Here is an 11,701-nt window from a genome sequence, read left to right on the forward strand (position 1 = left end):
AAAAAAAACGTTGACGACAGTTGTCGACATTGGCTAAGATCTTCCTGTCGACACCTGTCGTAAATCTCATGTGCCGCGTGTTAGCACGGCAGGCATAAAGCAAGGAATGATCCATGATGCAATCTCCGGAGGGGACATTGACCCCGGCTCAGTTCGAGATTTTACAGCTTCTGTGGGATGCAGAAGCTGGATTGAGCGCGGCGGAAATCTGGGAAGCGATTCGCGAGAGTCGTGATGTCAGCCGGACGACGATCTCGAATCTGGTCGACCGACTTGAGAAACGAAACTGGCTCGTCCGTTCCAAGGAAGAGGGCGTGTTTCGTTACGTGCCAAGCGTCGATCGCGAGGCAACTGAGGGAAAGTTGGCGGCGGAATTCGTCGGTGATTTCTTCAACGGATCGGCGGCGAACATCGTGCTCAGCTTGTTAGGATCGAACCAGATTTCGAGTGCCGAGCTGAAGCGTTTAAAGGCCATTCTGGACGAATCCAAGTCGCGCAAAAAGTAAGGAATCGAGCATGTTGTTCACCCTTTCCGCAGCGATCTTCGCGTTGAACCTGGCCATTGCCGCCATCCTTTGCCTGGGAGCCGGGCTACTGCTCGCCGGCCGTTTCACGTCGCTACCCAAGCGATACGGAACGCTCTCGGCCGGTCTGATCGGAAGCCTAATAGCGCCTCTGGCCGTTGCGGTCGGCACTTGGCTATCGCTGGGCCAGCTCCCAACGATGAACGTGGCCAGCAGTTCGCCCTCCACTGATACCGTACGAACTTCCAACGAGCTTGGGGTTGCAGAAGACACGCAAGTTAAGCCGTTGAAAGTCGCCGAGTCGACGTCGCCAATCAATGACACTCAGCATGTGGTGTCCTCCCCTCCCCTCGCGACGCCGATGTCGGCCGAGTTGCCTCCTGCCAAGCTACCGCAACCCGTCATCGAAGCGAATCCAACACAGCCAATCACGCCTGAAGATACAGGAAGTACAACTACGGCGAGTTCGCCATTAAGTTGGATTCCGTTGGCAAGTGCGGGGCTAATCTCGTGCTGGCTACTCGGTAGCGTGGTCATGCTCTGTCGGTACCTTCTCAGCACGTGGCGTTGTTGCGCGTTCCTACGCAGCTGCCGGGAGGTGGAGGACGAAGCGGTGCAAACTCTGCTGGCCGATCAGTGTTTACAGTTGAATATCAGCAAGGATGTCCGATTGCTTGAATCCGATAGCCTGCCGGCGCCGTTGGTCGTCGCCTGGCCGCGACCCACGATCGTCTTGCCAACCGACATCAACATCGAGTTGACCTCCAGCCAACTGCGTAGTGTCGTCGCGCACGAACTGGCCCACATCAAACGCCGCGATCACTGGACGATTGTCGCTCAATCGGCCTCGGCGATGCTGTATTGGTGGAATCCCCTGGTCCATTGGACGGCCGCCCGCATGAACGCGCTGCGCGAGATGATCTGCGACGACATCGCCACGTCGCTTACCCTTCGCGATCAGCAGCAGGTCAAGCCAAGCGATTACGCTGCGTCGCTGCTGATGATGGCCGAGCGGGCCGTGCAATACCAACAATTGGCCGGGTCCCTCGGAATCAGTCTCTCGTCTTACAGTGAAATGGAACGCCGTATCCGTCGCATTCTGACCGAAAGGACTCGCCCCGTGGAACTACGAATCAACAAACGCTTCCTGGCCGGCCTCACTGCCCTTTCGCTGCTGTTGGCAGTCGGCCTGGCCTTCGCCCAAGTTCCGGCAGAAAAGCCACCGGCCGACGAACCAAAGGCAGTCGCCGACGGGGCAGCAGACAAGAAAGAAGAACAAGACGAAGGGGAATCAAAGGAGAAAGAAGCGAAGCCGAAGAAAACGAGCAAGATCGAAGGCATAGTGATCGATCAAGATGACCAGCCAGTATCTGGGGCGATCGTGCACATGGTCAGCGCACGGTTCGGCCAGGACGAGCAAGTGACGACCGACGCGAAAGGACGTTACGAAGCGGAAATGGAGATCTCGCTTGGCTATCGCAGAATCTACGCCACGTCGCCCGATGGCAAGCAAATGGGACTCTATAAGCCGCCTGGCGTGGTGAAAGAAGGAGAACCGGAGACGGCGAAAATTCGCCTCGAGCCGATTAAGACAGCTCAAGTCAAGGTCGTCGATAGCGAAGGCCAACCGATTGAACAGGCCCAAATCGCACTCCAACTTGGTTATCCCAGCATGGTCGGCCCGGCGACAACCAACTCCGAGGGAATCGCGACGGTAGCGTTTCCGGAATCGGAACCGATTCAATCCGCGATTGCCTGGAAAGATCATGTTGGCTTCGACTACAAGTTGTACTCGCTTCCGTACGACCAGTCCGGCGATCAGCTAACCAAGAAGCCTGAGTTCCCACTCGACGGCATCGAGCAGCTTCAACTCACCGGTGTCAAACCGCTAACAGTTCACATCACGGACGACAAGGATACGCCCCTGTCGGACGTTTCAACTCATGTGTGGCTGCTGAAAAAGGAACAGGAAAGCGAGCAACTCAATTTCGCGTACTACATCGATATGTTTACGCGAGACACCGATGAATCTGGCGATGTCACGTTCCATTGGTTCCCCAAGTGGCAGAAGGGAATTACCACCGTGTGGCCCAACGCCGAGGGATTCGTCCGCACCCGCGGCATGTACGATCCGGCGACTCAAGATGGAACGCTCGATATCCAACTCGATCGCTTGATCGCACTCCGTGGCAAGGTCACCTTCCCCGATGGAAAGCCAGCTGAAGGGATCTATGTCAGTGCCAACGGGGCTGGTTACGATTACGATAATTTTCGCGGCTCAGGCAAGACCGATGCCAAGGGACGATACGAAATCATGGCCGCGCCTAACCAGATTTACTTGTTGTACATCAGCGGTAAAGAGTGGTCGGCAGCCCCGCAATCTGGCTTTGTCGTTTTGCCAGGGAAAGAAGTACCTGAACACGATTTCGTCTTGGCACCTTCCACCCGCGTTCACGGTCAAGTGCTGAACAAGGCCACCGGCGAACCTGTTCCTGGAAAACTGATTTACATGACAAGCCATGGGATCAGTCTGAACGACCTTGAGGAGGACCTGTTGCCCAACCCAGAGAACTCAACTCGCTGGGTCAGTCCGATGCGGCAATACAACATGAACAGTGGCGAAGAAGGTGAATTTGAATTCTACGTAGGCGAAGGAGACTACAACTTATTCCTGTCAGGCCACGATGCCGAGAAGTTCACGCTGAAAGGGGAAAAAGAGAAGCACGTCGATCTGAAGATCGAAGTTCAAATGAAAACGAAACTGATCGGCGAGGTCATCGACGATCAGTCGGGCGAAACGATTGGCGGCGCTCAGGTCAACGCCGCCTCACGCAACTTCCGTCAGCATAACGATTGGCAAGCGAAGACCAATCGAGATGGAAAATTCGAGGTCGAACGCCTGCCCGAACCGACCTACTTGTACGTCACCGATGGCCTCCGAATGAAGGGCGCGATCGAAGAGATTCAAGGCGATGATACCGATGTCCAAGTACGCCTCAAACAGCTAGGCAGCGCCACCGGACAACTGATGACCGAAGATGGCTCGCAGCCCGCCGCCGGTGTCAAGCTTCACTTTGGATTCACGGTCTACGACGTCAACGATCAGATGTCATCGAATCGATTCGGCGAAGTCATCACGACTGACAAAGAGGGCCGCTTCGACATGTCGATGCTAGTCCCAGGGCGTGACTACGTCTGCACGTTGTTCGACAACCCTGGCGGTTACGTACTAACCGTGGCAAAGGCGAACGTCGAGCCAGGACAACAACTGGATCTCGGCCAAGTCAAAACGCCAGAGACGCCCAAGCCGTACGTTCCCCCGACCTTGGCCGAACGAACTCAGAGTGCCTTCGAGGTCCAAGGAACTCCGCTCGAGCGATTGGCCAGCGGTACGAAGAACATTGCCATTCAGAATCAGAACCTGCTGATCGTCCTGGCCCAGCCGACCGATCCGCGCGTCGAAACGCTGATGAAGATCCGTTACGAAGACGAAGATTTCAACTCGTATCGCGATGACTTCCGTTTCATGGCGATCCCGACCGATGAGCCACGGATCGAGGCCGCCCAGAAGTTGGCCGATAAATTGGAGCTAGGCTCTGTGAATGCCAGTAACGAATTTCGTCTGGTCATTTTGAATCGGCAAGGGGAAGTTGCCGGGACGATCACGGCCGAGCAAGTTTGCGAGGGAGACCAACTTTCTAAATCGCGTCTGCTCGCGGCGCTCGATCCTTATCGCACGAAAACCGTCGATGCCCGACAATTGTTGGACGAAGCGTTGGCCCAGGCAGCCCGTGAAAACAAGAAGGTTCTCGTGCAAGAGACCGCCACCTGGTGTGGGCCCTGCCTCCGGCTAAGCCGCCTGTTGCTCGAAAACCCCCAGTGGAAGAAAGACTATGTCTGGGTCAAGATGGACCACCGCTGGACCGGGGCGATCGACATCATGAAAGAGATGCGAGGTGAAGCCAGCGGCGGCGTGCCTTGGTTCGCGATTCTCGACGCCGAGGGAAACAAGCTCGCCACGTCGAATATGCCAGAGAGCGGCGACAACATTGGCTTCCCTTCCAGCGATGAAGGTCGCCAGCATTTCAAGAACATGCTGAAAGCAACCAGCACACGGATGACCGATGCCGAAATCGACAGCCTGGCCGGGGACGTGGAAGCGAAGTAATCCGCCCAATCGTCAGGTTTGAACGGTTATGACGGATTGGCCTGGTGCGTTCGACGGCGAATTTGCTCTCCACCCTTTGGCAAGCCATATTTCCTCTGAAGCAACATCACTCGGGGGAAACATCATGATGGCACGTTGGACGCGCCGCCAATGGTTGGCCGCTGCCGGCTCATTGGCTTTGACACCAGCCGTCTTCGCGGACGCAGCGACCGACTCGACGCGCTTGTTACTGGAGACAGAGTTCAAGAAGCACGGACTTCAGGCGCTGCTTTGCGGTGTGTGGCGAGGCGAAGAGAATGTCTCGACCACCGTGCTCGGCAACTCGATGACCGGGGTGCCGGCGACGGCGGATATGCATTTTCGTGTCGGCGGAGTGACGCTCACCAGTGTCTGCGTTTTGCTGCTTCAGTTCGTCGATCGCGGGCTGGTGAAGCTTGACGACCCGCTGTCGAAGTGGTTTCCCAACTTGCCGAAGGCGGACCAGGTCACACTCCAGATGCTTGGCAACAGCACCTCAGGCTATGCTGATTATGTTCCGGCTGAGTCCTTTCAAAAGGCGTCCGAGGCCGATCCGTTTCGTCAGTGGACCGCGCAAGAGCTGATTGCGATCGGCATGGAATCTCCCATGCTGTATGCCCCTGGCCAAGGTTGGAACTATGCGCATACGAATTTCGTGATCCTGGGCGAGGTCCTGAAGAAGGTGGGCGGCAAGTCGATGGCTGCCCTGTTGAACGAGAATCTGATCAGGCCGCTCGGCCTGCAACAGACCAAGTACATCACGACGCCGCAAATTCCTTCCCCCGTGCTGCATGCATTCACGGCCGAACGGGGCACCTACGAGGAGTCGACCTTCTGGAATCCCTCGTGGACTTCACACACCGGACTGATGATTTCGACGCTCGGAGATCTTGGCGTGCTGGCCAATGCGATTGGAAAGGGGACGCTGTTGTCGGAGGCGTCCCGCAAAGAACTCACCGCGCCGACGACCGTCGGGCTGGGAATCAATCAACCGAATCTTTACTACGCCCTGGGCATCGGCATGATGAACGGTTGGCTAGTGCAAAATCCGCGATTTGGCGGTTACAACCTGATCTTCGCTTACTTGCCCGCGAAGCAGCTATCGGTCGTCATCTCTACCACGATGGGACCGAAATGCTCGCCCGACGTTGCGTACGCCACCACGGTTTTCAAAGAACTGGTGAAAGAGCTAACGCCTGACACGCTGATTCCCGACGTGGTGAAGTAGTCGCCTGTCTAAGCTTCCTTTTCCAGGATGCTTTGCAGTTCCACGAGCAGCGCGACTTGGGCCGCGTTGATCTTCCGCTGAGCCGTCGGCAGGTCAAAGAACTCCGCGCGGTCGATTTCGGGGAACGTCTGCTGGCGGCCTGATTTGGGTGGCCACTCGATCGTGAAGGTATTGCTTACTAGGGTACACGGATCGCAAGTTCCTTCCACGGCCCAAGCATGTACCACCTTGCCTCCCTTCTGCTTGATTGGCGTCAACGCAAGCAGCTTACCATCAGGGGAAAGGCCCGTTTCTTCGGCGAACTCACGCACGGCGGCATGCTGCGCGTCTTCGCCCTCGTTGATTTCTCCCTTAGGGATCGTCCAGGCACCTTCGTCTTTCTTCCGGAAGTAAGGTCCACCGGGATGCGCCAGCAGCACTTGCAATGTGCCTGCTTCATACCGGTACATCAGCAGTCCGGCACTTACCTTAGATTGGGCCATCGGCTACCTCGAAAAGAACCGAACCAACCACATGACGCCACTTAGCAAAACGCTCAGGACAATGCAGGTCGCCAACGGGAAGTAAAAACGAAAGTTGTCCCCCTTAGCGCTGATATCCCCCGGTAACTTCCCGAGCCACGGAATCGATGGACCCAGCAGCCACACCACGCCAACTCCGGTGATTAGCAGACCAGCGATAATTAAAAGCCAGGCAGGATGGGACATGGTTTACAGGGATCGCAAGTCTTCAGGGAATCGAATGCGTAACGCCGCTGTTCGTATCTTTGAACGAAAGCAGATCGAGGGCAAGCCCACCGGTGTTTCCCTCTGGCCAACGAGTTACAATCCGAACAGCACGAACCGTCGATTTGGAAAACGCTGAATTCAAAAGGGTTTGATCTATGTCTATGGGTTGGCATCTGTATGAATTTGATCGCTCGGTATTCGACGCGATCTTCATGGGCGAGGATCCCCAAGCTGTCACACTGATCAAGGCCGCCCTTGCTGATCCTGACGAGTTCGATCTGCCCGATCTGGAACTAGCGGACGAAATGGTCGAAAACGTCTGCCAGAATGGATTCGATTTCGACGACCAGGACGAAGACGAACTCGATGTGCTTGATTGTCTGATCACGGCGCTGTTTAAGTCGGATCAGTTAGCCACCCGGCTGCACGTTCGCCCTTTGACCCGAGTACCACTTAGTCCTGAACTGATTCAAGCAATCGCACCCATCAGCGATTCCACCGAAGCCGGAAAGGTTTATCACGCAATGCTCGATGGCGGCCGACGGGTTGGCCAGAAGGATTCGTCTTGGTGCGAATATATTATCTGGGACCCGATTGAAGCCGACGGTGTGTTGCAAGATGCCCGAAAGCTGGTTGAAAGCCGTACAGACAGCGACGAAATGACCACCCACGCCGAGGCCGCCCTTATAGAGCCATTGGAAAGCCGCAGCAGCACGGAGGTTGGTATTGTTTGCTTTGGTTCTTGATCAAGCCGGTACGACTTATTCCGCCAACGAGAATCGCGTAGGTACCAGTTCGGTTTCTCCCTTACGGTGGACGAATAGCAACTCGTCGGTTGAAAGGTTGTAAACACTCGACCACATGGTCCAGTCGTTGACCGAGACCGACTGCATGACGTTCATGATGTCAGTCGATTCGATTTTGGTGTCTGCGAACTGGGCCAGTTGGTCGGAGGCGGACTTATAGCGATAGCAGTTCTCGTCGCACGCCTCTTCGCTTTCGCCCCAGATTTGCGAGTTGGTGCAAACCTGCCAGGTGGGCTCGGTGCGGGTTACCTTCTTTTCGCCGCCGATGAACTCGACAACCGCCGAATCTCCACTCGCGTCGGCGATCATGAAGTGACACGTTGTGCCAGCGAAACGGAGATTGAATTCGTCCAACAGGTCGATGGCTTCCTGTGTCGTCTGGCAGTTATCTAAGATCATCCGCATCGCGGTCGAGTGGAGCAGCGCGGGCTTGCCTGGCTCGTGCGGCGGTTGGACTCCTTCGACCGACATGTCCGAGACCGCCACGCCAGCTTCGTTCGCTCCGTCCATCAAGTAGTACGGCGCGAGCAGCAGCGGCACGCGGGTAATCAGCGAGGTTTCATCCAGATCGGTACGATCCATGTTCAGGTAGGCCAGATCAAGCACCGCGGTCGAGACGACCTTGCCTCCCTTGTGGATCCGCAAAACCAGGGAGGCATTATGGTACCAGTCGAAATTGCGGCCGAAGAAGGTCTCGCCGTCGGCGTTCTGGTAAACGACCGTCGAGCAGTGATGCGCGGCGACATCTTGCAGTTCGACTTTATCCGGCAGGTACCAAGATTGCACGCTTTGGATCGCAAAAGCAACCGGCGTCGGGAAGTAGGCTTTGATGAAGCTCCCCTCGATGTCATTCACATCGATGCCGTTAGCTCGAATGTGATCGAGGTGGTAGTCGCCGTAGTAGTCCATGACATAGGCGTTGGTCCCTTCGATCCGCCGAAGCGACCACAACGTGCGAACTTCGTCGTAAGTGGCCCAGGCCACCAACGCCGTCACGATCACCGCAACGATGCTGCCCCACTTGGCAATGCGTTTCAGTCGGGGGAACCGTCGCGTGCTTGGTTCGCTTGGTTGATGGGTCATTGTTTTGTCTTCGCGTTTGGGGGGCCGGGAGACTACCCCGGAGATTCTAACGAAATGTAATGATGGACCCCAGAAGAATGTGTGACGACGTTCGATATGGGAGAACCTCAAACTTAGTGGTTGGAAATAGCGGCTCGCAAATTCTTGTGATCCGTATCGCACGGAAACCTGTCGGAGAGGGGCCATTTACCTCTGCAGAGATTATCTGGACGCGTTGATTTACCGTCGCAGCAATTAATGTTTACACGGCTATTGTTGCACCGTTTGTCGTTCAAATTTAATCGAAAGAATTATCCATAAACTAACTGTCCAGTACGTGGAGATTTCGCGTGATCATTCGTGGTAAAGGCACCACTGGTGGTTGACTCCCAGCGACGTTTTGTGAGCTGGCAAACATACACACGAACGCTCGTTTCAACTTGTTAAATAGGGTGGGCTATTCCGTCGCCTGAAATATTGGGCGCGGAGTGAATCACATGTTCTTCAAGACCTGCGCGGAAGAATCCGATGAGAGTGGTTACTTCTACAGTTTATGCCATCGGTTTGAGGCAATTCCGCCGAAGGACATTCACGATGAAATCTTGAAAACAAGAAGTGTGAAGAAATGATTCGCTCGAACCCCACGACCACTTATCGCTTTTCTTTTTTCGCTAACTCATCCTTGCTCGGTCGTCGGATTCGCCAACAACCTCTTCTCTCTTAAAAACTGAATACCGACAACAACGTATGAGATTGCCTCTTCTCCGACGTGTATTGCATTTCTTTGACCCTGACCTTTTATCCGATTCCGTAGCCAATGCAGGATTTGAACAGCGTTTACTTTCACGTGGTCGATTTAATGGCGAGATGCATCGAGTTCATCTCCCTGATTGCAACGTAGATTGTGGCCGCTATTCCCTTCCCTGTCTCGGCCGCAGCGCAGTGCCGGATGGTTGGGTGATGATTGCGGTCACACGCTATAACAGCCAGCCTGCGTGGGCCAACGGTTACCACACGGAATCGAATCATGTCCAACTCTTTGCCGAGGGAGCGTCGCTCGATTACCGAGCCGTCGCCAACGCCTGGTGGTATGTGATTCAGCTACGCCGCGAATGGCTGCAACTGCAATCGCTGCAGATTCTGAAGAAGGAGGTCGACTTTCCATGTCATGGTGCGGCTAACCTGATCGCCTCCGAGTTCAATGTCATGCAGTTGGTCCGCCAATTGAATGCCATCTTCTTTTCACCTTGGCCCCAGATCACAAATCAGCCACTATATGCTCAAACTTTGCTCATCGATGCGGTGCTGACCGTTCTAAGCGACGCGACGCCGGTGGAAACCAAACTACGTCAAGCTGCTGAGCGGCAGGCCAAGTTCATGCGGTCGATCGAGAGCTATTTAAGCTTGCACTTGGCCGAACCGTTCTATGTGCAAAACATGGTCAAGTCGACCAAGATCGACGAACGCACGTTGCAACGTCATTGCCGGCAGATCTACGGGCTAACGCCGGTACAGTTATTTGGCGTGGCGCGGCTTAACCAGATTCGCCGCGAGTTGCAGTCCGCCGACCGCGAAAACGCGTGCATCCGCAGCCTGATCGAACGCTTTGGTGTGGTGCATCAAGGGCGATTTTCCGTGGAGTATCGCAAGCATTTCGGCGAGCATCCAACCGAAACGTTAAAGCGATATTGAGTCCGCGAACGGGCCGTAATATGACATGGCCAGTTCCTACAAACGATGTTGAAACGACCATCGTTTGAATGTTTGAAACAAGGTCATACCAATCGGGTTATCCAGATTCCGTCACAATGCAAATTGGCCGTTAGAAATCGCAATAAAGTTGGCGATCAAAGGTAGTTCTCGTATTTGCATAGTAGGAAAATTTGCGATCCTATGAATAACTTTCGGTTGGACGGTGACACTGCCCCGTTGTTCGTTCAATCGAAGTAGCCTCAACCGTCCGTGCACGGTTGGGGCTTTCATTTTTTTGTGCCGTTCCAGCTGAGGAAACTTCTTCGAGATGAGCCAGTATTTCCAAAAGCAGACGCCAAGACGTGCTTCGGATTTGCGACGCCGCGAACCTTCGAATCGGTATCGTGCCAGACGCGTGAGGCCGTTGTTTCCGACGGCCGCTATTTCGTATGCACCAGGCAAGTTTCTATTGGAACCCTGATATCGCGAGAGAGCGTTCCATCGCTCCGTAGCGTCCGCTTAGACCGTAACGGCTGAGCGATTTCTTATCCTGTCAGCAGGTAGCCCGCAGCTAGTTTTGTATGTCGATGCGAGACCGTAATGCGCTGCGCGCCGCTTGCCGCTGAATCTTGATTACTACCACGATTGACCCCATGGCAGACGAACAACCACCACGCGATCCAATCCCCATCCCTGAAGCCGATTTGGAGAACCTGAAAAAGGTGATCGGAAAGTTTCGAGGATATGCCATCTTCATCAAACTCAAAGATATTGTCCGAATTGCCAATCGAGATTTCGGCATGCAAGAGACGCCTGAATCCTTGCTTGGACTGCTCGAGCAGATCCCGGAAGTCACCTTAGAAAAGCAGCCGGTCTTGGGTGAATCGTGCGTCTACTTTCCTAAACATTGGTTTCCTAATCCGTAGCCAAAGCTGGTCAGACGGGATACTCGGGTGGTCTGGTTTCCATTCCGTCTGGCCAGCGAGAAATAATGCTCCATGCAAATGCACACCTTGAAGCTCAAGAGTTGTCCAATGAACGCCTCGCCCATCTCCCCCGAACTGCGATTGTTCCTTTTGGAAATGGCTCGCATGATCGTCGATGCGCCGGATGAACTCGATGATCTGTTTGGTTCGTTAACTACCGACACACTATCGCCGCTGATGGCCAAATGTATTGCCTTGAAGCTCTACTTTCGCCTGGCGGCCTACCCGCTTTCTCCTCGCAAAGTTAAGGCGAAACTTGCCAAGCCAATGAGCGAAGTCGTAGAACACTCGCCTCTCCGCGAGGTTCTATTTCTCGATCGAATTGAAAGTAAGCTTCAATTCCATCCCAGCGTCACCGAAGAGGCCAAGCGGGCGATCGCCGACACGTGGGACAGCGTGATTTAGCAGTGGCGGTCGCCCGCCTCTGGCTTGAAAAGACAGAAGCCGTCCGAGTGGTCGGACGGCTTCCGTGAGAACGGTTAGTAGCGA

Annotated in this window: 10 protein-coding genes; 7 read left to right on the forward strand and 3 right to left on the reverse strand. The window is 54.8% G+C overall.

Annotated elements, in window-relative coordinates; genetic code table 11:
- Positions 1–113 precede the first annotated feature (113 nt).
- The 3 genes from C5Y83_RS05350 to C5Y83_RS05360 all read left to right on the forward strand — a co-directional run bounded on the left by C5Y83_RS05350 (position 114) and on the right by C5Y83_RS05360 (position 5,938).
- The gene (locus C5Y83_RS05350) at positions 114–506 is read left to right on the forward strand and encodes a BlaI/MecI/CopY family transcriptional regulator (RefSeq protein WP_105328621.1); all 393 of its coding nucleotides are present in this window, start codon (positions 114–116) and stop codon (positions 504–506) included.
- A gap of 10 nt (positions 507–516) precedes the next feature.
- A complete protein-coding gene (locus tag C5Y83_RS05355) occupies positions 517–4,692 on the forward strand; it encodes a M56 family metallopeptidase (RefSeq protein WP_105328622.1) in 4,176 nt (1,391 codons plus the stop codon).
- Between the two features lie 124 nt (positions 4,693–4,816).
- On the forward strand, positions 4,817–5,938 hold the full coding sequence (locus tag C5Y83_RS05360) for a serine hydrolase domain-containing protein (protein ID WP_158262240.1): 1,122 nt from the start codon (positions 4,817–4,819) through the stop codon (positions 5,936–5,938).
- Between the two features lie 8 nt (positions 5,939–5,946).
- Here C5Y83_RS05360 and C5Y83_RS05365 read toward each other — a convergent pair whose 3' ends face one another.
- Positions 5,947–6,420, reverse strand: a complete 474-nt coding sequence (locus tag C5Y83_RS05365; protein WP_105328624.1) for an NUDIX domain-containing protein — start codon at positions 6,418–6,420, stop codon at positions 5,947–5,949.
- A 3-nt stretch (positions 6,421–6,423) separates the two neighbouring features.
- Positions 6,424–6,645 (reverse strand): DUF2905 domain-containing protein, encoded by a 222-nt coding sequence (locus C5Y83_RS05370; protein WP_105328625.1) that lies wholly within the window; start codon positions 6,643–6,645, stop codon positions 6,424–6,426.
- Positions 6,646–6,821: 176 nt separating this feature from the next.
- On the opposite strand from C5Y83_RS05370, the gene C5Y83_RS05375 reads away from it, so the two are divergent.
- Positions 6,822–7,412: a hypothetical protein gene (locus C5Y83_RS05375; RefSeq protein ID WP_146117643.1), complete on the forward strand. Its 591-nt coding sequence runs from the start codon at positions 6,822–6,824 to the stop codon at positions 7,410–7,412.
- 15 nt (positions 7,413–7,427) lie between these two features.
- Here C5Y83_RS05375 and C5Y83_RS05380 read toward each other — a convergent pair whose 3' ends face one another.
- Positions 7,428–8,555 (reverse strand): C45 family autoproteolytic acyltransferase/hydolase, encoded by a 1,128-nt coding sequence (locus tag C5Y83_RS05380; protein WP_158262241.1) that lies wholly within the window; start codon positions 8,553–8,555, stop codon positions 7,428–7,430.
- 939 nt (positions 8,556–9,494) lie between these two features.
- Between C5Y83_RS05380 and C5Y83_RS05385 the strand changes: the two genes are divergently transcribed.
- The 3 genes from C5Y83_RS05385 to C5Y83_RS05400 all read left to right on the forward strand — a co-directional run bounded on the left by C5Y83_RS05385 (position 9,495) and on the right by C5Y83_RS05400 (position 11,617).
- Complete coding sequence (locus C5Y83_RS05385; protein ID WP_158262242.1) at positions 9,495–10,226, forward strand: helix-turn-helix domain-containing protein; 732 nt, start codon at positions 9,495–9,497, stop codon at positions 10,224–10,226.
- A 653-nt stretch (positions 10,227–10,879) separates the two neighbouring features.
- Positions 10,880–11,152: a hypothetical protein gene (locus C5Y83_RS05395; RefSeq protein ID WP_105328630.1), complete on the forward strand. Its 273-nt coding sequence runs from the start codon at positions 10,880–10,882 to the stop codon at positions 11,150–11,152.
- 108 nt (positions 11,153–11,260) lie between these two features.
- Positions 11,261–11,617: a hypothetical protein gene (locus tag C5Y83_RS05400; protein WP_146117644.1), complete on the forward strand. Its 357-nt coding sequence runs from the start codon at positions 11,261–11,263 to the stop codon at positions 11,615–11,617.
- The last annotated feature ends 84 nt before the right edge of the window (positions 11,618–11,701 follow it).

Source organism: Blastopirellula marina, assembly GCF_002967765.1.
In the GTDB taxonomy this organism is placed as follows: domain Bacteria; phylum Planctomycetota; class Planctomycetia; order Pirellulales; family Pirellulaceae; genus Bremerella; species Bremerella marina_A.

Coding starts and splice junctions, on each gene's coding strand:
- C5Y83_RS05395 (WP_105328630.1), top strand. CDS start 10,880: ATGGCAGACGAACAACCACCACGCGATCCAATCCCCATCCCTGAAGCC.
- C5Y83_RS05380 (WP_158262241.1), bottom strand. CDS start 8,555: ATGACCCATCAACCAAGCGAACCAAGCACGCGACGGTTCCCCCGACTG.
- C5Y83_RS05375 (WP_146117643.1), top strand. CDS start 6,822: ATGTCTATGGGTTGGCATCTGTATGAATTTGATCGCTCGGTATTCGAC.
- C5Y83_RS05355 (WP_105328622.1), top strand. CDS start 517: ATGTTGTTCACCCTTTCCGCAGCGATCTTCGCGTTGAACCTGGCCATT.
- C5Y83_RS05385 (WP_158262242.1), top strand. CDS start 9,495: ATGATTGCGGTCACACGCTATAACAGCCAGCCTGCGTGGGCCAACGGT.
- C5Y83_RS05400 (WP_146117644.1), top strand. CDS start 11,261: ATGAACGCCTCGCCCATCTCCCCCGAACTGCGATTGTTCCTTTTGGAA.
- C5Y83_RS05370 (WP_105328625.1), bottom strand. CDS start 6,645: ATGTCCCATCCTGCCTGGCTTTTAATTATCGCTGGTCTGCTAATCACC.
- C5Y83_RS05365 (WP_105328624.1), bottom strand. CDS start 6,420: ATGGCCCAATCTAAGGTAAGTGCCGGACTGCTGATGTACCGGTATGAA.
- C5Y83_RS05360 (WP_158262240.1), top strand. CDS start 4,817: ATGATGGCACGTTGGACGCGCCGCCAATGGTTGGCCGCTGCCGGCTCA.
- C5Y83_RS05350 (WP_105328621.1), top strand. CDS start 114: ATGATGCAATCTCCGGAGGGGACATTGACCCCGGCTCAGTTCGAGATT.